Origin of the sequence: Shewanella algae, from assembly GCF_009183365.2 — a bacterium.
Lineage (GTDB): Bacteria > Pseudomonadota > Gammaproteobacteria > Enterobacterales > Shewanellaceae > Shewanella > Shewanella algae.
In genome coordinates, this window is record NZ_CP068230.1 from 4,712,822 (window position 1) to 4,733,349 (window position 20,528).

The window sequence follows — 20,528 nt, forward strand, 5'->3', positions numbered from 1 at the left end:
ACAAGGAGAGTTGCCATGGCCTTCAGTGACCGGGAAAAACAGCAGATGTGCGATCTCAAGGGGGTAGGAGCCACAGTCGTTGGTCGCCTTGAGCAGCTGGGATTCAGTCAGCTGTCGCAGCTGGCCGATGAATCCGCTAGCGATATCACCCGCGCCATAGCCCAGTTGATGGGCTCGAGCTGCTGGCACAATAGTCCCCAGGCCCGCGCGGCGATCAGTGCCATCATAGAGTTGGCTCAACGACAGCGTGACCTATGACCATGAAGAAACGTTATGGCTTTATCCTGCTGCTACTGCTGATCTTTGCCGGTGCCCTGATCCCGGAAACCCCACAGGTGCCGGTTCACCAGGCCAGCGCCAAAGACTGGCATAAAGACAGTTTCTGGTATTATCCCTGGGGCACCTCAGGGGTACACAAGGGCATAGACATCTTCGCCGCCCGCGGCACTCAAGTGCAGGCCCCGACGCCCATGCTGCGCCTCTATCAAGGGGAGTGGCGTCTCGGCGGCAAGGTGGTGCTGGCCTTGGGGCCAGGCTGGAAGTTGCATTATTTCGCCCATCTGGACAGCCTGGAGCCGAACGGTTTTTATCTACCTCAGGGCAGCAAACTGGGCACGGTCGGCGACTCGGGCAATGCCAAAGGCAAGCCGCCCCATCTGCACTACAGCATAGTCAGTCTAATGCCCATGCCTTGGTTGATGGATGATGCGCCCCAGGGATACAAGAAGGCGTTTTATCTCAATCCTGTGACCTATCTGGCGCCCCGCTGAGTGCCTGCTGCCTGAGCCATTCGAGAAACACCCTGACTCTGTGGCTCTGCTCACGGCCGGGAGCCGGCAGCAGCCGATAACTGAGTCCAGGCAACACCTTGCCCGGCAAGCAAGGTTTCAACCAACCCCGCTCCACCAAAGAGGCCACCAGCACAGAACTGGCAAGTGCCAGGCCTTCACCGGCCAGAGCTGCCTGCACGAGGTGATCCTCCTGGGTAAACTCCAGCATTCTGGCACCTTTGAACTCGTGATAGGTCTGTTGCCATTGCTGCCAATCGAGCCCGTCGAGAGCCGGGTTCTGCCAGCGGGTCTGCAACAGCGTCACCTGAGGTTGCTTGCTCTTGAGATAACCGGGACTGGCGTAAATGCCGAACGTTTCGCTAAACAACACCTCTTCGCCTTCTGCCGCTTTGCCGTAGCGTATGCAGAGATCTGTCTCACCCAGAGGGTCGCTAGGCTGCAGCCCTTCATCGCTGCTGACCGACACCCGAATATCGGGGAAACGCTGCTGAAAGTCCGGCAATCGCTGCGCCAGCCATAGGGCGGCAAAACCATGGGTGGTGGAAACTCTCAGCTGGTTTGGTGTCACTCCCAAACGTTCAATCCCCTGAGCTATGCCGAGCAAGGCCTGGCGACAGGATTCTGCCAACTCTGCTCCGGGCGGTGTCAGTGATACCGCCCGGGTCTGGCGGATAAAAAGGCGGGTGTCCAGCTGAGTCTCGAGATTTCTTATCTGATGGGAAACCGCGGTCGGAGTCAGGCTCAACTCCTCCGCAGCCAGCTTGAAGCTCAGATGCCTGGCGGCGGCTTCGAACACTCTCAAGTTATTCAGTGTGGGTAAATGGGCAAACATTGCGATCAAATAAGTGAATTTTACTCATCTATAAGTGAGAAATGACCCTTTGTCAACTCGAGCGGTATTCCAGATAGTTATGCCCTGAGCAAACAAACGGAGAAAGTGATGAAAACCCTTTTAAGAATCGATGCCAGCGCGAGAAGAACCGACAATGGCAAACCCAGCTATAATTCGATTTCCAAGTCGTTGGCGCAGCTATTCTGCGATCACTGGCAAGCCCAAAATAACCTATCAGAATTCATCTATCGTGATCTGGGTGACCAAGCACTGCCGGCCATCACCCAAGATTGGATTGCCGCCGTATTCACCCCGGAGGAACACCAAAGTACAGAGCAGCAACGGCTGCTGGAACTGTCGGACTGCCTTATCGACGAGCTGCAGCGGGCCGATATCATTCTGATCTCAACGCCCATGTACAACTATGGCATGCCGGCGGCACTCAAGGCCTGGTTTGATCAGGTCATACGCATCAACCGCACATTCAGCTTCGACTTAAAGCGCGGCGATTTTCCGCTGCGGCCGATACTCAGTGGCAAAAAACTGGTTTTGGTTTACTCCTGCGGCGAGTTTGGCTTTGGCGAAGAAGGGATCCGCGCCGGAATGAATCACCTGGGTCCCCATATCAAGACCCTGAGCCACTATCTGGGGGTGGAGCAGTTTTATGAAGTGCGCAGCGAATATCAGGAGTTTGCCGACGAGCGCCATCAGGCTTCCGTCGCAGCAGCCAGAGACTCACTGACAGAGTTGGCCCAAATGCTCTAGCATTCATAAGTGTAAATAACCTTTCATCGACCGGCGAAGATGCTAGGCTCTCCCGTCTTGAAAGCCCACCTCTATTGCAAGGGCAAAAGACGATTTGGAGGGAGAATTGAAGATGTTGCGGATACTTAACCCTGTGATTGGCTTGCTGGCCCTGTTGGCAAGCGGCATGGCTCTGGCCAAGGACTCACAACCACTGCAACTCGAGCTGCGTTATTGCCAATGTGCTGCTCCTTTGGAGACACAGGAACTCAGCCGGGAGTTCCTGGCCAAATCACAGCTGCTGACAGTAACCCTGTTGCCTGATGAAGATGCAGGCAAGGTCACAGATAAGGAGTTCAGCTTGAGTTACCAACTCCAGGAGATAGAGAGCGGTGTCTGGCAGCTTAACTATACTGCCGACTTTCATCATAACAGCAGCCACTACAGCAGTCAGAGTCAAGTCAGGCTGCCGCAGGACAAGTGGCTAAAGCTGTTCGGTAATCAGAGCCAGGAAGGCGCAAGCATCAGGCATTTTAACCTGCTTGGCAGAATCGTGGCCGCTCAGTAACTGCGGCCACTTTACCGCCAAGCTCTCTGCGCTTGAAGCCGGTTGTTGATATCAGTTCTTGGTCACCACCCAGAGCGCATGCAGCAGCCCGGGGAACCAGAAGAACAGACAGAGAATGATATTGATCAGCAGGTCTTTACCGGCACCCGCTTTGAGAAATACCGCCACAGGCGGCAGTAAAATAGCGATGATGACGAGCAAGAGTTTGTTGGTATCCATGGTATGACTCCTGGCGAGGAATTAAAGGGACAACCCGTTTAACTTGGCAGCATGACGCCCGGCTTGCAACCTTTTTTACCTTTGCCTCGAAGCCAGCCGACGTTTCGACCACGCCGGAATTCATTTGCGCTTGGGCCAGTCCAAAGTCCAAGGTTCCGCTAACGCTTGCACCTGACTCAACACTCCCGGCTGCAGAAAGGCGTCGCCCTGAGATGGCAAGCTCAGGTATCTAAGGGGTTGCCCCCGCCATTCAAACTCCAGCGCATAGGCATGCAGGTAACCACGGTCAGCATCAACAGCGCTGCCACCATAGAGAGTATCCCCCAGAATAGGCGCCCCCAGACTGGAAAGTGCCACCCTCAGCTGATGGGTCTTGCCGCTGTGGGGTTTGAGCAGATACAGGCGCAGCCCTTCGGCAACCGACCAGGAAAAGAACTGGGTAACGGCCGGGTTGTCGGTGGAACGCAGCAGCTTATACTGACTGCGACGGGACTTGGCCATATCACCTATGATCCAACCCTGCTTTTTTCCCGGTTTGCCCTTGGCCAATGCCAAATAATATTTCTGCACCTTGTGTTCACTGAACATACGGGTAAATTCAGCCGCCGCCTCGGATGAACGGGCCAGCAGCAATAGGCCGGAGGTCAAGGTATCGAGTCTATGCACGGGATAGAGCTTGCAGCCCAGATCCTGCTCGGCACAGGCCACCAAACCTGCCTCACCGTGCTGGCTGTGAAAATGAACCCCAGGACGTTTGTCCAACAGGATAAAGTCGGGCTCTGTGGCTATCACTGAATACATGGGTTAAACCTGAAATGTCACTCTGACTCTGAGACCTGGATGGTTATCTTCCAGCGAAATATTGGCGTTGTGTCGCGATAGAATCGCCTTGACCATGGAAAGCCCCAAGCCGGTACCTTGTTGATGGCGGCTGGGATCCAGCCGCACCAGACGCTCAAAGACCCGCTCACGCTCCGCCTCCGGGATCCCCGGACCATTGTCGCTGATGATGACCTGGTTGGCTTGCTGCGAGATGGTGATACAGGCACCCTCGCCCGCATAGCGAATGGCGTTGTCGACCAGGTTGAACAGCGCCTGGAACAAGAGGTGTTTGTCACCTGTGATATGGCAGTCCTCACTGGTTTCCAGCTTGAGCTGCTGGCCTTCTGCCTCGGCCAGCACGTCGGCCATATCCAGCAGATCGGTGCACATCTGCTGCAAGCTGAAACTTTCCAGCTCCAGTTTTTGCTGCCCTTCTTCAATGCGGGTCAGCGACAGCATGGCGTTGAAGGTCGCCAGGCAGTGATCCAGCTTTTCAATAAGAATCGCACTGCGCTCCGGGATCTCTTCCGCCGGATATTGCGGCAACTGCTCCAGCCCTATCCGCAGGTGCGACAAAGGCGTGCGCAGGTCATGGGCAATATTGTCTGTCACCCCGCGCACTGCCGTCAGGTTGTGCTCCAGGGTATCCAGCACCCGGTTGAACTGGCGCGCCAGCATGTCGAATTCATCACTGTTGCGACTCACCGGCAGGCGGGTGTTGTAGTAACCTCGCTCTATGCGTTCACTCAAGCGGTTGTATTGCACCAGACGCCTGAGCAGCGCCTTGGAGAACAGGTACCCCATGGCCAAAGTCAATACCACGGTCAGCATCACGGCGGTAGCCGCTGCGCTGAGAAACTTTTCGATCAGCGTCGCCAGGTGGTCGGTACGGGTAGCGATCAGCACAGGGCCATAGCGGGTCATCACCACGCCGCCTGTGAGAATATGCAGCTTATCCGGGCCACCGGTGAGAATGGGGAAATCACGGGTTCTGGGTAGCAGCGGCATATTGTCGGGCATGAAGGTCAGCGCCCCCACCATATCCGGGCTGCCCTGCCAGGCTATAAGTGCGGTTTGTGGATCGGCGGCGCGAATTTGCGCCGCAAAACTACGTTGATCCACACTCAAGGCCAGCTGTTGATAGCGCTGCGCCTCCGACGCCAGGTGTTTCTCAACCTGAGACTGCTGCTCTGTCACCAGCTGTTGATAGAGGGCAAACAGCAAGGCGCCGATGATCAGAGTCACCAGCACAGAGAAGAAGATGGTGATACGCCATACGCTGCTCTGGTAAGGCTTAATGGCTTTGGCGGAGACGATAACCAGCCCCTCTTATGGTTTCAATCAGTTCACCGTGACCCAGCTCTTCAAACTTGCGTCTCAACTTGGCGATATGCACATCGATAACATTGGTTCTGGGATCAAAGTGGTAGTCCCATACGGCTTCAAACAGCAGGGTGCGGCTGATCACCTGGTTGGCATGTTCCATCAGGTACTTGAGCAGCTGGAACTCCTTGGGCTGCAACATCAGCTCAGTGCCGTCCAGGGTCACTTTACGGGTCAGCAGCTCCATCTCCAGCAGACCCACCTTGAGATCTGTCTTGGCCGGCTGTGACTGGCCGCGCAGCATCAGCTTCTCGGCCCGCACCAGCAGCTCGGAGAAGGCAAACGGCTTGGTCATATAGTCATCGCCGCCGGCGCGCAGTCCCTTGACCCTCTCGTCGACATGGCTGAGCGCCGAGAGGATCAGTACTGGGGTCTGATTGCCGGTGGCCCGGAGCGCCGCCAGCACCTTGAGGCCGTCGAGCCCGGGTAACATGCGATCCAGTATTACCAAGTCATACTGACTACTGGTCGCCAACAGCAAACCCTGATGACCATCGGCAGCAGTTTCAATATTGTGTCCCTGCTCCAGGAAGCCTTTGACGATATAGTCCTGTGTGGTTGCGTCATCTTCGACCAGTAGTATCTTCATTGTCAGTCCCATTTCAGTAGAGGCAATGGCCGCTGTTTTTCGATATCAAACGCCAGCTTATGCTTGCCTCGTTCATCCATTACTTTCAGCTCCAGGTAGGCAATCCCCAGATCTTTATCCAGTTGGGCTTCCAGCAGATGAGCATTGCTGTTTTGCATTGCCATTTCCACCAGTTGGGAAAAGCTGAGCTGCTTCTTGACCAGGAGTTTGACCACTGCCAACTCGGCCATATCGTCTGCCTCGAGGCGTTCGACTTTGCGCTTGAGTACTTCGCCGTTGCTGGCGAGTATATCCAGCTCCGTAGTTGTACGATCATCCGGGTTTATCAGGTCAATTTCATAGACCAAGACCCCATTTTCCACATCGGTTTCAAACTCGACGATCACCCCGGGAAACTGGGACTCAATACGCTGCATCAGCTCTATGGGTTGAATGCGTTCATTATCATTCAACAATTCCAGCAGCGAGGGAGCCGCGACTGCCACCGAAGAAAACAGTACCAGCCCCGCCAATAAACGTCTCATTTTGCCTCCATCCGAGCGCTGGCACTGAAGGCCAGCCACTCATACAAGCCATGGTTCATTTTGCAGTTTCACCAACTAGAGTGATACTTTCAATTTCAACTTCCTTGCCGTCCCACTCCTTGTCGACCTCACCGGTCAGTTTCACCAGAGTGCTTTCTTTCACATCGGCATTGATATTCCGCCAAAGGTCATGGTCGATTTCGACTTTAACCTCTCCGGAATCATCACGGAACAGGTAAGTTTCGTCGCCCAGGCTCTTCACCAGATAACCTGTCAGCTCCACCTGGGTGTCATCGTTGGCCTGCTCGACCTGAGACGCTGTACTAACCCGATTTTCGGCTCCTGGACCGGTATAAGCAGCCAGAGCAGCGGCACTGCAGAATGAGGATAATACCAATAAATAAGTTAACTTTTGCATCTTGTTTCACTCCTGTGGTTGTTTCAATGGCTGCAGTATAGATTTCCGCGCTTGAAGCCAGGATGGAAGCAAGATTAAGTTTTGATCATCTAGTTAACAACAGGCACAAAAACGCAGCCTTTGTCAGCGCTCGAGGATATGAATTTGTTCGGATTTGAGCGCGACTTCGGTCTGCATACCGGCAACCAGCTCCAACTTGCGCGCCAGATGTAACGGCACTTCGGCGCTGAGAGTCTGATCCACGCCTTCGATTGCCGCCAGCAGGCGCACAGATTCACCCATTACCAGCAGGGATTCGAGCCTGACATTGAGTTTATTGAAGCTGCGGCACAGGCGGCCACGGCTGATGGAGTTAAATCTGACGCCTTGATTGGGCACCACCCAGCGCACCTTGTCTCCCGGATTCAGGCGCGCGTCATAGTCACAGGCAATCAGTTGCTCGCCAAACTTGAGCCAGGTGAGTTGCCGCTCCTGCTCCAGGGCCACCACTTCGGAGTCAAACAGGTTTCTCAGGCCCATCTGCCGGGCAACCGCCTCGTTGCGGGGTTTAGCCAACACTTCATGGGGCACACCCTGCTGCAGCAACTGCCCTTGGCTGATAAGCACCATGCGGTCGGCCAGCAACAAGGCTTCGTTGAGGTCATGGGTCACCATGACCACCGGAATATGCAGCTGTGACTTGAGCCGCGCCAGCTCCAGATACAGGCGCTCACGGGTCTCGCGATCGACCGCGGAAAAAGGTTCATCCAGCAGCAATACCGAAGGCTCACGCGCCAACGCTCTGGCCAGCGCCACCCTCTGTCTCTGGCCACCGGACAACTGCTCCGGCAAACGATCCGGCAAACCGTGCAGATTGACCCGCTCCAGCCAATCCAGCGCCCTGGCCCGGCGTTCGGCCTTGGGCAGATGATCCAGCCCGGCGATTACATTGTCGACCGCACTCAGGTTGGGAAACAGGCCAAAATGTTGCGGCACAAACCCCAGATGGCGTTGCTGCGGGCTCAGGTCCACCGTCTCGGAAAACCAGGGTTTATCACCATAGCGGATGCTGCCGGATTGCGGCTTATTGAGACCGGCAATCATCCTCAGCAGCGTGGTCTTGCCGCCACCGGAAGGCCCCACCACGGCCAGGACTTCACCGGCTCGGCAAACAAAGTCGGCCTGCAGTGGGATCCCCTTGGTTTGATGGACGCTGACATGCAGATCTGTCGGGGTCATTTCAATCTCCCGAGCCGCCGCGACAGCCCTGTGGTCAATGCCAGTGTGGTAATGGCAAATAGCAAGAGCACAAGCGACATAGTACCGGCAGAGGCGAAGTCAAACGCCTGGACACTGTCGTAGATGGCGATGGAAATCGTCTTGGTCTCTCCCGCGATGGAGCCCCCCATCATCAGGACGACACCAAACTCGCCGAGCACATGGGAGAAACACAACACCAGGGCCGTCAAAATCCCCGGCCACACCAAGGGCAACTCCACCTTGAACAGCTGTTTGGTGCGACTCATGCCACAACAGGCGCAGGCATCGCGCACATCCTGAGGAATAGCTTCAAAGGCTCTTTGAATAGGCTGCACCGCAAAGGGAATATTGACCAGTACCGAGGCGACCACCAGGCCGGAGAAATGAAATACCAGCTGCACTCCCAGGGTTTGCTGCAGCCATTGGCCAAGCCAGCTTTCACTGCCAAGCCCTACCAAGAGGTAATAGCCTATAACCGTGGGCGGCAACACCAGGGGCACCATGATCAGCGCCTCTACCCAGGACTTACCGTGAAACTCACGATAGGCCAGCAAGCGGCTCAACAAGATGGCAAGCGGCAAGAGCACCAAGACACTGATGGCAGCCAGTTTGACCGAGAGCCACAGCGACTGCCAATCCATTCAGCCTCCCTCGGGCAAGGCAAAGCCATAGGCGCTGAACACTTGTCGCGCTTCCGGCCCCTGCAGATAGTCATAAAAGGCTTTGGCATCGTCGCTGGCTTTCTCAAGCAGTACCATGCGCTGGGTCAGCGGGGCATGGGAGTCTACCGGCAACGCCAGATAGTGACCTCTCGCCTGAAACTGCGGCGCCACTGCCAGCGACAGGGCAACTATGCCGCCCTGAGTCGAACCACTCAAGGCAAACTGCGCCGCCTGGGAAACGTTTTCGCCATAGATGAGGTTGGCCTGCAACTCCTGCCACAGGCCCTTTTGCTTGAGCAGCGCACGGGCGCGTTCGCCATAGGGAGCATGATCCGGGTTGGCGATGGCAAAGCGCTTGATCTGCCCGGCGGCCAGTGCTTGTTGCAGCCCCAGTAACTCTTGATCCAGTTTCAGCGGTGAATTCTTGGGAGCCACCAGCGCCAAGCGCCCGTAAGCGTAGACCACCCCCTTGTCACGGGTGATGCCGGCATCAGCCAGCGCGTCAACATAACGCTCGTCGGCCGAGAGAAACAGCTCGAACGGCGCACCATGTTTTATCTGCGCCACAAAGTTACCGGATGAGCCGTAGGAGATCTTGAGTTGGCGTCCTGTCTGTTGCTGATAACGCTCGGCAATATCATCCAGGGCAAACTTGATATTGGCCGCCGCAGCCACATGAACGCTTTGCGCCGCCGCAGCCGGCAGACACAGACTGAGCAGCGCCAGCGCGGCCAGCACGGCCCTGGTCGTCGAATTCAGCAATCGCTCCAATAGCACCATCACAAGCTCCGGTTACTTTTCCCAGGCCTTGGCGGCCTGCTCGTCGGCATCGCGAGCCTCAACCCAGTGTTGACCACTCTCACCGGCTTCCAGTTTCCAGAATGGCGCCTTGGTCTTGAGGAAATCGATGAGAAACTCACAAGCCGCAAACGCCGCCTTGCGGTGGGCACTGCTGACACCGATAAACACTATCTGCTCGCCCAAATGCATAGTGCCAACCCGGTGAATTATGGTCAGCTGATTCAGCGGCCAGCGCTCACGGGCTTGAGTGGCAATTTGCCCCAAAACGGCTTCTGTCATCCCGGGATAGTGTTCCAGCGTCAGGTCGGTAACCGCGCTGCCATCGTTGAAGTCGCGCACCTTGCCAACAAAGGTCACCACGGCGCCGTCGCTGTTGTCGGCGGCGATGCGGGCATATTCGGCCGGGACATCGAAGTCGGCGGTTTGTACCAAAATACGATCGCTTTGCATCTCAACCTCCGGTTACCGGTGGGAAGAAGGCCACCTCGTCACCCGCTTTGATCTCTGTATGCCAGGGGCTGAGGGTTTGGTTGACGGCCACCAGCAGTTTGTCGGACGCCATCACTCTGGCCCACTTGTCGTCTGTGGCCGCCAATTGGGCACGCAGCGCCTCGGCCGTCAAACCCGGCTGGCTCTCGACGTCAATGGCAGCCGTTCCCAATAATTCGCGTACTTGAGCAAAAAACAGCACTTTAATCATATCGTTACACCTTAAAATGACCGGATTTACCACCGCGTTTTTCCAGCAGTCTTACCTGGGTAATCACCATATCCTTCTGCACCGCTTTACACATATCGTAAATAGTCAGTGCCGCAACCGAGGCCGCCGTCAGGGCTTCCATTTCAACCCCGGTTTTGCCAGCCAGCTTACACAGGCTGGTGATCCTGACCCGGTTTTGCTCCGGCTCGGCCTGTAGATCCACCTCGACCTTGGTCAGCATCAAGGGGTGGCACAAAGGGATCAGCTCTGAGGTTTTCTTCGCGGCCATAATGCCGGCGATTCTGGCAGTGGCGAACACATCGCCCTTGTGGTGGCTGCCACTCATGATCATCTGCAGCGTCTCGGCAGACATCTCAATATAGGCCTCGGCACGGGCTTCGCGCTCGGTAATCGACTTTTCGGTCACATCCACCATATGGGCGTTGCCATTGGCATTGATATGGGTAAAGGCATTAGTCATCTATAGCAACCTTTTTCAAATGGGATACGAAGTTACAGGGCCGGTGCCGGGCATCCGGCTGCTCTTTGAGGATCTTGTTCCAGGCCGTACGGCATGCGCCGGTGGAAGCGGGCAGACAAAACAGCGCCGTTTGATTGGCGATATTCAAGGGCTCAAAATGGGTATGACTGCAATGTCCCATGTCAGTTCCTGCTGCTGAATGCTACCGAGATGGCGATGATAAGTATCTGACGCCCAAACGAGCGCCACCCTCAACCGCCGATAGAGGCCAGGTGTTGGGTCACACCGGTAATACCTTGGTGCAGATAGTGAGTCTCTTTCTTCTGCTGCAACTGCTGATGCAATCGGGCAATCAACTCATCCTGCTGTTCAGGACTCTGAAGCAGATCCCGAAGATCGACACCATGTTCGGTGAACAGACACAGGTGCAGCTTACCCTTGGCAGAAACCCGCAACCTGTTGCAGCTGGCGCAGAAGTTTTTGGCATAAGGCATGATGAGCCCGATACGGCCACGATAATCAGGATGGCTGAAGTTTTGCGCCGGGCCATCTTCGGCCGCGGGCTGATCATACTGCCAACCTTCGGCCTCGAGTCTGGCCTTGATATCGGCTCCGGCCAGGTGATGCGCCTTGAAATAGTCGTGACCCAACCCGGTTTCCATCAGCTCGATGAAACGCAGATCTATGGGGGTATGTTTGATCCAATGCAGGAAACGCGGCAGATCCTTGTCGTTGAGATCCTTGAGCAGCACGGCGTTAATCTTGACCCGCTCAAAGCCGGCGTCCAGCGCCGCATCGATACCGCGCATTACCTCATCGAACTTGTTCTCGCCGGTGATCTGATAAAACATCCTGGGGTCCAGGCTGTCCACAGACACGTTAATCCGCCTCAGCCCTGCGTCGTACCACTCTTTGGCGTGCTTCTCGAGCCTATAACCATTGGTGGTAGTCGCGATAGTGTGAATTTCGCTGTTATCGGCAACTGCACGGATGATATCGGTAAAGTCTTTGCGCAGCGTAGGCTCGCCACCTGTGATCCGCACTTTGCGGGTACCTACTTTGGCGAAGGCGGCAACCAGATTCTCAATCTCGCTGAGCGTCAGAAAAGAGGGCTTGCCCTCCGGGCGATAACCATCCGGCAGGCAATAACTGCATTTGAAGTTACAGACGTCAGTGACTGACATCCGCAAATAGTGAAATCTTCGACCAAAATTGTCTTGTAACTGGGACATGATCACCTTTCCAAGTCAGGGAGGTGAGGGCATTTCTTTGCTCACCCCGGTGGCAAAATTGCCACGGCTAAAGGACCATATCTTCACTGACGTAGGACCAAAAGCTCGGAGAACCGTCTGCGCCAATTATAGGACGAAAAGGGGGGCGAACCATACCCCTAAAAATGTATTTCCCGACTTGGCTCAAATCTGCGTGGACTTTTTGTGACAGGTCTCACTCAGAAATTTCATCGAATCCCTGTGCCGCTTTCCGATCAAATACTGTGCCCTGGATGGATTTTCAGGTAAGGTTGGAGCTGGATAAAAATAAAACACCCGTTTACATCGGGGGACTTTGAAGGATAGAGGTGACATGATGGAACGCGAATCAATGGAATTCGATGTTGTTATCGTCGGTGCAGGCCCCGCCGGACTGGCTACGGCTTGCCGTTTGATGCAGATCTCCAAAGACAGCGGCAAAGAGATCAGTGTCTGTGTGGTCGAAAAAGGCTCTGAAGTTGGCGCGCATATTCTCTCCGGCGCCGTCTTTGAACCCAGCGTATTGGAAGAACTCTTCGGTGACTGGAAAGAGTTGGGAGCGCCCCTACATACCCAGGTTACAGAAGATGAAATCTATCTGCTCAAGTCGGCCGAAGATGCCAAACATCTGCCCAACAGTCTGGTACCCAAGACCATGCACAACCATGGCAACTATATTATCAGCGTCGGTAATCTCTGCCGCTGGATGGCCGAGCAAGCCGAAGGCCTGGGAGTGGAGATATTCCCCGGTTTCGCCGCCAGCGAGCTGTTGTTCAATGAAGATGGCAGCGTCAAGGGAATACTGATTGGCGACATGGGCATAGGCGCCGATGGCCAGCCCAAAGACAGCTACATGCCGGGCATGGAGCTACACGCCAAATATACTGTGTTTGCCGAAGGCTGCCGCGGCCATCTGGGCAAGCAGCTGATAGAAAAATTCCACCTGGATAACGGCAAGACACCACAGCACTACGGCATAGGCTTCAAAGAGATTTGGAAGATCCCTGCCGAGCAACACCAACAGGGTAAAGTGGTTCACAGTGGCGGCTGGCCGCTGTTGGAAGGCGCCAGCGGTGGTGGTTTCCTCTACCATATGGAAGACAACCAGGTTGCCGTGGGGCTGATCATCGACCTCAACTACAAGAACCCGCATCTGAGCCCCTTCGATGAATTTCAGCGTTACAAGACCCACCCTGTCATCGCCAAGACCTTAAGCGGCGGCGAGCGTTTGAGCTATGGTGCCCGCGCCATCACCAAGGGGGGTCTCAACTCTCTGCCCAAGATGAGCTTCCCAGGCGGTCTGGTAATAGGTTGTGATGCCGGGACACTCAACTTCTCCAAGATCAAGGGTACCCACACCGCCATCAAGAGCGGTATGCTGGCGGCCGAGACTCTGGCCGAAGGCCTTATTGCCGGGGTTGAAGGCGGAAAAGATCTCGACTGCTTCCAGGAACGGCTGGAACAGAGCTGGCTCTTTGATGAGCTTTACCGCTCGCGTAACTTCGGCCCGGCCATGCACAAGTTCGGCACCTTCCTGGGTGGAGCCTTTAACTATATCGATCAAAACTGGTTTGGCGGCAAGTTCCCTGTGACCCTGAGAGACGATCATCCCGACTATGCCCAGATGGGAGAAGCCAGCGCCTACAGCAAGATTGACTACCCCAAGCCGGACGGCAAGCTTAGCTTCGACAAGCTCTCTTCAGTGTATCTTTCCAATACTTTCCACGAGGAAGATCAGCCCTGCCATCTGCGTTTGAAAGATGCCAACATCCCTATTGCGGTCAACCTGGTGAAATACGATGAACCGGCGCAGCGTTACTGCCCTGCGGGTGTCTATGAGGTGGTTGAAGACGAGGGGCAACCCAAGTTTGTTATCAACAGCCAGAACTGCATTCACTGCAAGACCTGTGACATCAAGGACCCCAGCCAGAACATCACCTGGGTGACGCCCGAAGGAGGCGGTGGTCCCAACTATCCCAATATGTAATTGATTAACCTAAACCACAAAAACGCGTCTTTATAAGGCGCGTTTTTTTATTTACCGAACGCAACATTAGGCTCTATTGAAGCAAGGGCAATTTTTAGTCATAATCCCGGTTCTACAATAAGATCCAGCCCCATAAAACAGCTGGCATGCCTATACTCTACAAAGACTTAAGGGAAAGTCCCTGCCACTGTGTTAGCTCGCGGCCGTAACCAACGCCGGCTAATTAATGCTGTTGTCCACATTAATAAGGATATGGATAGGCGATCGCTATGAAACTCATGCTTACCATCAAACAAAAGATTTTACTGACGGTGACTCTGGCCGTGCTGATGTCGACTATTCTAGTTGGTGTGCTCAGCCAGCGCAGTGCCCGTGAAGTTGTCGAACAACGTATGCTCGGTTCCGAGCTGCCCAGCTTGATGCTGCAGATCCGCAATAAGTTGGATCTGGAGATCAGTACACTGATGAACGGCGCCGAGCAACTGGCCCACAGTCAGATGCTCAAACACTGGTTGGAACAGGGGCGTCCCGAAGCCGAAGTCCCCTTGGTCATCTCACAACTTAAGGACATGACCCGTCAGTATCATTTGGCGCAAGCCTCCTACGCCGACCGCGAGACGGCGGCCTATTACACCCAGGACGGTTTCCTGCGGATCCTCAATCAACAGCAGGACGGCTGGTTCTTCAACTACAGAGACAGTCGCCAGGAACGCATGTTGAATGTGTTCACCGAAGCCAACGGCGAGGTCAAACTCTTCATTAACTATCAACAGCCCAACGGTCGCGGCCTGGTGGGGCTGGCCAAGTCACTCGACGATATGGTGCGCCTGCTCAACTCCTTCAAGATTGAGCAGAGCGGCTATGTGTACCTCACAGACAATCAGGGCAAGATCCAACTGCATCCGGACAAGAGTCTGACAGGCAAGCGTAACTTGCAGGATCTCTACCCAGGCAATGTCAGCAACCTGTTGAATAAGAGCGACTTCCAGTTGCTCGAAACCGAAGTCAATGGTACCGATATGCTGGTTGCCAGCAGCTATATTCCGTCAATGGATTGGTATCTGGTAGCTCAAGTTCCTCAAGGGGAAATCTTTGCCCTGTTGCAAGAGGCCGCCTACCAGATTCTGTTATGGACAGCATTGATTGCCGCCGGCTTCATCTTCCTGGCTGTGATAGTGGCAGGCTCTGTTAGCCGCCCCATCAGCAAGGTGGCGGAAATGTTCCGCGACATAGGCGAAGGCGAAGGCGACTTGCGCCAACGTCTGCCGGTCGAGGGTGAAGATGAAATAGCCCAACTGGCCAAGGGCTTCAACAGCTTTATCTCCAAGATCCAGGACTCTGTAGTCGAAGTGGCCGCCACCAGCGAACAGTTGGGGTTATCAGCCAAGGATGTCTCGGCGCAGGCCCAGCAGACCATGAGCGACAGCCAGGATCAGAAAGACCGCACCATGATGGTGGTGACCGCTATCAACGAAATGGGGGCAACCGTTAACGAGATTGCCGCCAATGCGGCCCAGGCGGCGGTAACAGCCAAAGATGCCGACAGCGAATCGGCCACTGGCCAACAGGTGGTGACCCGCGCCCGGGATACCATTAACCAGCTGTCGCAGGATGTGGCTCAGGTCGGCGAAGTAATCGAATCTCTGGCGACCCATACCAAATCCATCGGTGGCATTCTGGATGTGATCCGTGCCATCTCGGAGCAAACCAACCTACTGGCACTGAATGCCGCCATTGAAGCGGCTCGGGCCGGTGAAGCCGGCCGTGGATTTGCGGTCGTGGCCGATGAAGTCCGAAACCTGGCTTCCCGCACCGCGGCCTCAACCGATGAAGTGCAGGTAATGATAGATAAGTTGCAGGCCGAAGCCGCCAGAGCCGTCAGTGCCATGGAGCTGAGTCGTAACCGCTCCCGTGAAGGCGTTCAGGCCGTGGATGAAGCCAGCCAGGCGCTCAGCGGTATTTCAGGACAAATTGCCCAGATAAGCGATATGAATATCCAAGTGGCGGCGGCCACAGAGGAGCAATCCACTGTAGTGGAGGATATCAATCGTAACGTCAGTGAGATCAATGAGATAACCCAGCGCACAGCCGAGACCGCTGAAGCCGCCGCCGCGGCCAGTGACGCACTCAATAATCTGGCCCATAGGCTGGATACCTTAGTCGCCCGCTTCAAGGTTTAACCTCAGGTTCCCCAACGGCAGCCTTGCAACTGCCGTTGGGAATACTGAACCTAATTCCCGCAAAGCCTTGAGTACACATGCAACTCCTGAATCTTACTTCTGATTGGTATAACATAGCCGCAACTTTCTTTCGGCTAATAAAAGAGTATTCATGGAACCACAGATAGAATGGGCGCTGTCACATATCGCCTGGCTGATGTTTATTCTGGCAGGACTCTTCTTTGTCTTGCAGCTTTGGCGTTGGCAGCAGCTACTGAAACATATACGGGTTCAGTATCCTGAACTGGCTCATACAGATGAAAATGATTCACCAAATATAGCGATAAGAGTCAAACAGTCGCTGGAGTCTGGCACTCTGGCCAACAGCCAGGATCCTGTGATTATTCGTTATCAGAAACAACAGAGCAGCCTTAGACTGATCATGGCTATTCTGTTGACCATAGGCTTTGTAATGGCCATATTGGAATGAGCTAAAACCCGTTAAGCCCAGCGCTATTCAAGACAGACTATAGATGAATATAAGTTATCTATGGCCTGTGTTTACCAACCCAAAGTTCTGCTAGTGTTCCAAGGTTATTGTTTGGGCCAGGGAAAACTCACCTCAGGCTGCTCGCCATAGCAGGTGGGTCGTCTTGGGCAAACTGCACCTCTGGAGCAGATCAATCTGGCATCGCCGGCAATACCACGCTCGACCCAATTAATATTGAGTATCCGCGCTACTGTAAGCAGTTGCTGTTTTATCTTTCTGGGAATGGCACCTTCTCCGCCCTGCTCGACACAAGCCTGTTTAAGATCTTGCGCCAATGACAAGGCATCCTCCCCTTGGGCCTCAATGGCAGGATTGAGATCTATTCCGGCACAGAGCACATGATGATTGCCGGCCAAGTCTTCTACCTTGACCGATTCACAGCAATAGATTCTGGGTTGTTGCTCCACATCCAGAATGGATATCTGCGCCGAACTGCCCTCCTTGGGCTCGGTGATCATCCGAAATACCGCCCAGTGCTGACAAGGGTCGGCCACCGCCCGCATATTCCCCCAGGGTAGCGGAATACCGTTGCCCCGATACACAGCTTTTAGCTTGCCCGGAGCATAGGCATCGAAATAATGCCAGTGAGGATAAGGTGAAACCACTGTCATACGCCGCATCGCTACCGAGGGAGAAACCCCCGCCAGCCGGTGAGCATCTATCTCGTAGCCGTATCTGTCCAGCAGTTGCCTGAATGCTACCTTGGGGCAGAGCAAGGCCCCGGCAAAGAAACTGGCCTCAAAGCCACGCCAGGCCTGGAGAATATCCTGGGCATTGAGAGACGAACTCTGGATCTGGGGATCGGTTTCACTGAAACCACTGCGGCCCACGGTCAACACATTGCTCAGCCCATCGCGATTGTGCAGCACACAGTGACCTATATGCACCGCCAAATCGTACTTGAGCCTGGTTGGTTGAGACTTAAGGATCTCGTTGAGAAATAGCGTTCCCGGCGGCTCCATGTAGGAAGTCACCAACTCCCCGGCACAGATCCCCTGGGCATCCGTCAGCAGTTTTGCCGGCCGGGCGAACCATTGGATCTTCAGTCCCTGCGCCGCGGCGAGATCCAGCATCTCTTCTACCGACAAGGGCAGACGCTTCTTACCCACCTCTTCGGCGGCCCGTTCCAGATCGGGGAAATGGTTTTGATGGTGTTCCTGATGGGCGCGGATCAACAGGTGGGCAAACTGGCGGCCGCTGATCCCCGTTTGTGACAGCATCTCGGGAATGGCTATCTGCAAAATATCATTGGAAAACAGGAAGCCCGGCTCCAGCGGCATACCACTGACACCACCGCGCCGCCCTTTGTCCGGAGTGATAGCCTGCTCCTCCGGCGCATCGTCCAGAAACCAACTCACCTCTTTCTGAAAAACTGCGGCTATGACCGCCAGCATACCAGCGCTGGGAACACGCTTGCCCCTTTCGATCATCGACAGGTATGACACAGACGGCGCCGACTCAGGATCGACCCTGACACAGCGTGCCGACAAGTCTTCCATAGTTAAGTGATTGCGCTTTCTGAGGTTTCTTATTTTAGTACCCAGAAAATGTGACTTACGGATCAGGCTTTGGTCTTGGCGCATTTTGTAAAATTCACACTGTAAAATTTTTATTGTGAAATTGTAATCAAAAAAACGCTAGCCTACAAATTAAGCAATTCACAGGAATTGTTCGGCCATGAGGCGACAGTGCCATCAGGTCAAGGAAAGCAAAACACGAGGGCGAGACGATGAACATCTCCACTATGCAGCAAAAAATCAATCAAGAGCACAACCCTTTCATCGCCGAAGCCGTCTTTGCCGTGGAAGCACTCGGTGAACGCCATATCGCCGACAAGATGGCCAATGCCAAGCAACTGCTTGACCGGCTGTTCCCACTGGCAAACGGCTCACATGCCGAGGTGGTTTGCTATGTGGTTTACTATCAGCATCTCTTGGCCTGCTTTGCCGATGGCAGCCAGTGTGGCCTCAAACAGCCACAACAGTTTGTCGCCCTGAGCGGCCACCGCAGCGAGCCAGAAGCTATACTGCTCAAGGATGATTGCGGCTGTCACCTGGAGCTGAGTTTTGATCGTCAGGGCTGCATCGGCAGCCGCGACTGCGCCGCCATTGAAGACATTCAGCTGGAACGCTGTCTCATCGATGGCCGCTGCCAGGACAACAGCCTCAAGCGTGAGTGGATTAGCCTGTTGCACAATGATGGCGGTCAGCCACGCAGCAACAAGAGTTGCAAACGCTTTACCACCAAAGATGGCCATGAATATCAGTTGTCTTCACGGGTCTAATCGCAACAGAGCGTCATAGGCACTTGGCCTTATTAGGCACAGCAAAAGGCACAGCAAACTTCTGCCAGAAGTGACATAGACTCAGGATCGGGGAACTGGCTTCCCTGATCCTGTTGTCTTAGTCAGAGATTCAGTAGAACTTACGCTGGACATTAAGTTAATTTTAGTTTTCCTAGCATTTTGCCTCACTTATACTAACGCTCCCGGAATCTTGCTATCTCTTGTCCATGAGCCAACTGCAGAAAAAGTGGCTGTTTTGCCTGCTTGCCATCGCCTGCCTACACCCCGCAATCTCCTCACCTCTGGCACTCTTGGTGGGATTTGTGCTGGCTAATCTCGGCTGGTTGCCATCGGACTGGGATCTGGGGAAACTGACCAAAAAACTGCTGGCCATCTCCATTGTCGGTCTGGGTTTTGGCATTCCGCTGCAACAGGCGATCGACGCCTCTGTGGGCAACTTGCCGTTAATCCTGGGATCAATATTGCTGACCCTGCTGGCGGGCACGGCGTTGACTCGGGTTTTGGGGTTGGATAGACGAGTCGGTCACTTGATTGCCAGTGGCACCGCCATCTGTGGTGGCAGCGCCATCGCCGCGGTGGCACCGGCTATCAATGCCCGCAACGAACAAACCGCCATTGCACTGGCCTGCGTCTTTGTACTTAACTCGGTTGCCCTGTTCGTTTTTCCCGTGATAGGTCATCTGCTGCAGCTGAGCCAACATGACTTCGGGGTTTGGAGCGCCATCGCCATTCACGACACCTCGTCCGTGGTGGGCGCCGCATCCGCCTACGGTGAGGAAGCACTTAAGACGGCGACCACCATCAAACTGGCACGCGCCTTGTGGATAGTGCCTCTGGCGGCAATCAGCGCCTTGTTGTTCGGAGGCAAGGGTAAACTCAATATTCCCGGGTTTATTCTGTTTTACTGCCTGGCTATTGCCATCACCAGTTTGTTGCCTCAGGGTCAATTTATCTATCAGGAACTATTTGAGCTGGCGAAGCGTACCCTGGTGGTGTGTTTGTTCCTGATTGGCTGTGGTATCACCTTCAGGAAACTACAGCAGAGTGGTAGTAAGCCCTTACTTCTTGGGGTGATTCTCTGGCTGTTTATCGGCAGCTCGTCTCTTGGCTATATTCTCTGGCAGGGTTGAAAACAGGTAACAAAAGCCTGCGAAGGCGCTGAGTTCAATCAGAGCCCGCAACAAGCCTTGGGTCTGGGTCGATGCCAGTACCACCAGTAAGAGAAACAGCAGGATATAGCCAGGCTTCACCGCCACCTCCACAGTTAAATAATGCAGCTATTATTGGTGTCTGTGGAGCCTAGGTGCCAATATCGATTCTCAATAATAAAGAACCCAAAGCACTAAGAAAAAATTTTTTATACCTTTTTATATGCATTAACTGGCAGGAAACCCACTCTCTGTGACGGGGATAGCCTGGTAGCAAGGAGGAAAGTTGCCGGGGAAAATGCCTAATCCTACTTGCTCAGCCGCCGCAGGATTAGCTTCAAGAAACGCGTGTAAAG

24 protein-coding genes, 1 pseudogene and 1 riboswitch are annotated in these 20,528 nt (G+C 54.5%); of the genes and pseudogenes, 9 read left to right on the forward strand and 16 right to left on the reverse strand.

What is annotated here, in order from left to right:
- The first annotated feature begins 15 nt into the window (after positions 1-15).
- On the forward strand, positions 16-258 hold the full coding sequence (locus E1N14_RS21000) for a hypothetical protein (RefSeq protein ID WP_025009196.1): 243 nt from the start codon (positions 16-18) through the stop codon (positions 256-258).
- A gap of 2 nt (positions 259-260) precedes the next feature.
- The gene (locus E1N14_RS21005; protein WP_062793337.1) at positions 261-770 is read left to right on the forward strand and encodes a M23 family metallopeptidase; all 510 of its coding nucleotides are present in this window, start codon (positions 261-263) and stop codon (positions 768-770) included.
- Here the strand turns inward: E1N14_RS21005 and E1N14_RS21010 are convergent.
- Complete coding sequence (locus tag E1N14_RS21010) at positions 739-1,623, reverse strand: LysR substrate-binding domain-containing protein (RefSeq protein ID WP_025009195.1); 885 nt, start codon at positions 1,621-1,623, stop codon at positions 739-741. The genes E1N14_RS21005 and E1N14_RS21010 overlap by 32 nt on opposite strands.
- 108 nt (positions 1,624-1,731) lie before the next feature.
- On the opposite strand from E1N14_RS21010, the gene E1N14_RS21015 reads away from it, so the two are divergent.
- Both E1N14_RS21015 and E1N14_RS21020 read left to right on the forward strand, forming a co-directional pair.
- Entirely contained in the window at positions 1,732-2,388 is a 657-nt protein-coding gene (locus tag E1N14_RS21015; RefSeq protein ID WP_025009194.1) for an FMN-dependent NADH-azoreductase, read from the forward strand.
- A gap of 112 nt (positions 2,389-2,500) precedes the next feature.
- The gene (locus E1N14_RS21020; protein WP_025009193.1) at positions 2,501-2,935 is read left to right on the forward strand and encodes a hypothetical protein; all 435 of its coding nucleotides are present in this window, start codon (positions 2,501-2,503) and stop codon (positions 2,933-2,935) included.
- A gap of 51 nt (positions 2,936-2,986) precedes the next feature.
- Here E1N14_RS21020 and E1N14_RS21025 read toward each other — a convergent pair whose 3' ends face one another.
- From E1N14_RS21025 to moaA, 14 genes and pseudogenes are all read right to left on the reverse strand, one after another.
- On the reverse strand, positions 2,987-3,154 hold the full coding sequence (locus tag E1N14_RS21025; RefSeq protein WP_025009192.1) for a YqaE/Pmp3 family membrane protein: 168 nt from the start codon (positions 3,152-3,154) through the stop codon (positions 2,987-2,989).
- A 120-nt stretch (positions 3,155-3,274) separates the two neighbouring features.
- Positions 3,275-3,955, reverse strand: coding sequence for a TIGR01621 family pseudouridine synthase (locus E1N14_RS21030; protein ID WP_025009191.1), 681 nt, complete (start codon positions 3,953-3,955; stop codon positions 3,275-3,277).
- A 3-nt stretch (positions 3,956-3,958) separates the two neighbouring features.
- A complete protein-coding gene (locus E1N14_RS21035; RefSeq protein WP_025009190.1) occupies positions 3,959-5,221 on the reverse strand; it encodes a sensor histidine kinase in 1,263 nt (420 codons plus the stop codon).
- A 49-nt stretch (positions 5,222-5,270) separates the two neighbouring features.
- Entirely contained in the window at positions 5,271-5,948 is a 678-nt protein-coding gene (locus E1N14_RS21040) for a response regulator transcription factor (RefSeq protein ID WP_025009189.1), read from the reverse strand.
- Positions 5,949-5,950: 2 nt separating this feature from the next.
- Positions 5,951-6,472 carry a PepSY domain-containing protein gene (locus tag E1N14_RS21045; protein ID WP_025009188.1) on the reverse strand — a complete coding sequence of 174 codons (522 nt, stop codon included), beginning with the start codon at positions 6,470-6,472 and terminating at the stop codon, positions 5,951-5,953.
- Between the two features lie 55 nt (positions 6,473-6,527).
- Positions 6,528-6,890, reverse strand: coding sequence for a YgiW/YdeI family stress tolerance OB fold protein (locus tag E1N14_RS21050; protein WP_025009187.1), 363 nt, complete (start codon positions 6,888-6,890; stop codon positions 6,528-6,530).
- A gap of 123 nt (positions 6,891-7,013) precedes the next feature.
- A complete protein-coding gene (locus tag E1N14_RS21055; RefSeq protein WP_025009186.1) occupies positions 7,014-8,108 on the reverse strand; it encodes an ABC transporter ATP-binding protein in 1,095 nt (364 codons plus the stop codon).
- Positions 8,105-8,770: a molybdate ABC transporter permease subunit gene (gene modB, locus E1N14_RS21060; protein WP_025009185.1), complete on the reverse strand. Its 666-nt coding sequence runs from the start codon at positions 8,768-8,770 to the stop codon at positions 8,105-8,107. The genes E1N14_RS21055 and modB overlap by 4 nt, the downstream gene beginning before the upstream one ends.
- The gene (modA, locus tag E1N14_RS21065; protein ID WP_062793336.1) at positions 8,771-9,571 is read right to left on the reverse strand and encodes a molybdate ABC transporter substrate-binding protein; all 801 of its coding nucleotides are present in this window, start codon (positions 9,569-9,571) and stop codon (positions 8,771-8,773) included.
- Positions 9,572-9,583: 12 nt separating this feature from the next.
- A complete protein-coding gene (moaE, locus tag E1N14_RS21070; protein ID WP_025889201.1) occupies positions 9,584-10,042 on the reverse strand; it encodes a molybdopterin synthase catalytic subunit MoaE in 459 nt (152 codons plus the stop codon).
- Position 10,043: 1 nt separating this feature from the next.
- The gene (gene moaD, locus E1N14_RS21075; protein ID WP_025009184.1) at positions 10,044-10,292 is read right to left on the reverse strand and encodes a molybdopterin synthase sulfur carrier subunit; all 249 of its coding nucleotides are present in this window, start codon (positions 10,290-10,292) and stop codon (positions 10,044-10,046) included.
- 4 nt (positions 10,293-10,296) lie between these two features.
- Positions 10,297-10,773: a cyclic pyranopterin monophosphate synthase MoaC gene (moaC, locus tag E1N14_RS21080; protein WP_025009183.1), complete on the reverse strand. Its 477-nt coding sequence runs from the start codon at positions 10,771-10,773 to the stop codon at positions 10,297-10,299.
- Positions 10,766-10,915, reverse strand: a pseudogene (locus E1N14_RS21085) (molybdenum cofactor biosynthesis protein); the annotation flags it as partial. The pseudogene E1N14_RS21085 and the gene moaC, both read right to left, overlap by 8 nt.
- 109 nt (positions 10,916-11,024) lie before the next feature.
- Positions 11,025-12,005, reverse strand: a complete 981-nt coding sequence (gene moaA / locus E1N14_RS21090) for a GTP 3',8-cyclase MoaA (RefSeq protein ID WP_025009181.1) — start codon at positions 12,003-12,005, stop codon at positions 11,025-11,027.
- Positions 11,993-12,128, reverse strand: a riboswitch (molybdenum cofactor riboswitch). Its footprint overlaps the gene before it by 13 nt.
- Positions 12,129-12,360: 232 nt before the next feature.
- Here moaA and E1N14_RS21095 point away from each other — a divergent pair.
- The 3 genes from E1N14_RS21095 (at position 12,361) to E1N14_RS21105 (ending at position 16,659) form a co-directional block, all read left to right on the forward strand.
- The gene (locus E1N14_RS21095; RefSeq protein ID WP_062793351.1) at positions 12,361-14,010 is read left to right on the forward strand and encodes an electron transfer flavoprotein-ubiquinone oxidoreductase; all 1,650 of its coding nucleotides are present in this window, start codon (positions 12,361-12,363) and stop codon (positions 14,008-14,010) included.
- Between the two features lie 269 nt (positions 14,011-14,279).
- Positions 14,280-16,190, forward strand: a complete 1,911-nt coding sequence (locus E1N14_RS21100; RefSeq protein ID WP_025009180.1) for a methyl-accepting chemotaxis protein — start codon at positions 14,280-14,282, stop codon at positions 16,188-16,190.
- A 151-nt stretch (positions 16,191-16,341) separates the two neighbouring features.
- On the forward strand, positions 16,342-16,659 hold the full coding sequence (locus tag E1N14_RS21105; protein ID WP_025009179.1) for a hypothetical protein: 318 nt from the start codon (positions 16,342-16,344) through the stop codon (positions 16,657-16,659).
- Between the two features lie 104 nt (positions 16,660-16,763).
- On the opposite strand, the gene E1N14_RS21110 is transcribed toward E1N14_RS21105, so the two are convergent.
- Positions 16,764-18,302, reverse strand: a complete 1,539-nt coding sequence (locus E1N14_RS21110; protein WP_062793335.1) for a DUF3612 domain-containing protein — start codon at positions 18,300-18,302, stop codon at positions 16,764-16,766.
- A 146-nt stretch (positions 18,303-18,448) separates the two neighbouring features.
- Here E1N14_RS21110 and E1N14_RS21115 point away from each other — a divergent pair, with 146 nt between their 5' ends.
- Positions 18,449-19,003 carry an aldolase/citrate lyase/malate synthase family protein gene (locus tag E1N14_RS21115; RefSeq protein WP_025009178.1) on the forward strand — a complete coding sequence of 185 codons (555 nt, stop codon included), beginning with the start codon at positions 18,449-18,451 and terminating at the stop codon, positions 19,001-19,003.
- Positions 19,004-19,230: 227 nt separating this feature from the next.
- Positions 19,231-20,154 carry a YeiH family protein gene (locus E1N14_RS21120; RefSeq protein ID WP_025009177.1) on the forward strand — a complete coding sequence of 308 codons (924 nt, stop codon included), beginning with the start codon at positions 19,231-19,233 and terminating at the stop codon, positions 20,152-20,154.
- The last annotated feature ends 374 nt before the right edge of the window (positions 20,155-20,528 follow it).

Excerpts from the sequence above, each read along its gene's own strand:
- E1N14_RS21000 (WP_025009196.1), top strand. The coding sequence starts at position 16 with ATGGCCTTCAGTGACCGGGAAAAACAGCAGATGTGCGATCTCAAGGGG.
- E1N14_RS21005 (WP_062793337.1), top strand. The coding sequence starts at position 261 with ATGAAGAAACGTTATGGCTTTATCCTGCTGCTACTGCTGATCTTTGCC.
- E1N14_RS21010 (WP_025009195.1), bottom strand. The coding sequence starts at position 1,623 with ATGTTTGCCCATTTACCCACACTGAATAACTTGAGAGTGTTCGAAGCC.
- E1N14_RS21015 (WP_025009194.1), top strand. The coding sequence starts at position 1,732 with ATGAAAACCCTTTTAAGAATCGATGCCAGCGCGAGAAGAACCGACAAT.
- E1N14_RS21020 (WP_025009193.1), top strand. The coding sequence starts at position 2,501 with ATGTTGCGGATACTTAACCCTGTGATTGGCTTGCTGGCCCTGTTGGCA.
- E1N14_RS21025 (WP_025009192.1), bottom strand. The coding sequence starts at position 3,154 with ATGGATACCAACAAACTCTTGCTCGTCATCATCGCTATTTTACTGCCG.
- E1N14_RS21030 (WP_025009191.1), bottom strand. The coding sequence starts at position 3,955 with ATGTATTCAGTGATAGCCACAGAGCCCGACTTTATCCTGTTGGACAAA.
- E1N14_RS21040 (WP_025009189.1), bottom strand. The coding sequence starts at position 5,948 with ATGAAGATACTACTGGTCGAAGATGACGCAACCACACAGGACTATATC.
- E1N14_RS21045 (WP_025009188.1), bottom strand. The coding sequence starts at position 6,472 with ATGAGACGTTTATTGGCGGGGCTGGTACTGTTTTCTTCGGTGGCAGTC.
- E1N14_RS21050 (WP_025009187.1), bottom strand. The coding sequence starts at position 6,890 with ATGCAAAAGTTAACTTATTTATTGGTATTATCCTCATTCTGCAGTGCC.
- E1N14_RS21055 (WP_025009186.1), bottom strand. The coding sequence starts at position 8,108 with ATGACCCCGACAGATCTGCATGTCAGCGTCCATCAAACCAAGGGGATC.
- modB (WP_025009185.1), bottom strand. The coding sequence starts at position 8,770 with ATGGATTGGCAGTCGCTGTGGCTCTCGGTCAAACTGGCTGCCATCAGT.
- modA (WP_062793336.1), bottom strand. The coding sequence starts at position 9,571 with ATGGTGCTATTGGAGCGATTGCTGAATTCGACGACCAGGGCCGTGCTG.
- moaE (WP_025889201.1), bottom strand. The coding sequence starts at position 10,042 with ATGCAAAGCGATCGTATTTTGGTACAAACCGCCGACTTCGATGTCCCG.
- moaD (WP_025009184.1), bottom strand. The coding sequence starts at position 10,292 with ATGATTAAAGTGCTGTTTTTTGCTCAAGTACGCGAATTATTGGGAACG.
- moaC (WP_025009183.1), bottom strand. The coding sequence starts at position 10,773 with ATGACTAATGCCTTTACCCATATCAATGCCAATGGCAACGCCCATATG.
- moaA (WP_025009181.1), bottom strand. The coding sequence starts at position 12,005 with ATGTCCCAGTTACAAGACAATTTTGGTCGAAGATTTCACTATTTGCGG.
- E1N14_RS21095 (WP_062793351.1), top strand. The coding sequence starts at position 12,361 with ATGGAACGCGAATCAATGGAATTCGATGTTGTTATCGTCGGTGCAGGC.
- E1N14_RS21100 (WP_025009180.1), top strand. The coding sequence starts at position 14,280 with ATGAAACTCATGCTTACCATCAAACAAAAGATTTTACTGACGGTGACT.
- E1N14_RS21105 (WP_025009179.1), top strand. The coding sequence starts at position 16,342 with ATGGAACCACAGATAGAATGGGCGCTGTCACATATCGCCTGGCTGATG.
- E1N14_RS21110 (WP_062793335.1), bottom strand. The coding sequence starts at position 18,302 with ATGCGCCAAGACCAAAGCCTGATCCGTAAGTCACATTTTCTGGGTACT.
- E1N14_RS21115 (WP_025009178.1), top strand. The coding sequence starts at position 18,449 with ATGAACATCTCCACTATGCAGCAAAAAATCAATCAAGAGCACAACCCT.
- E1N14_RS21120 (WP_025009177.1), top strand. The coding sequence starts at position 19,231 with ATGAGCCAACTGCAGAAAAAGTGGCTGTTTTGCCTGCTTGCCATCGCC.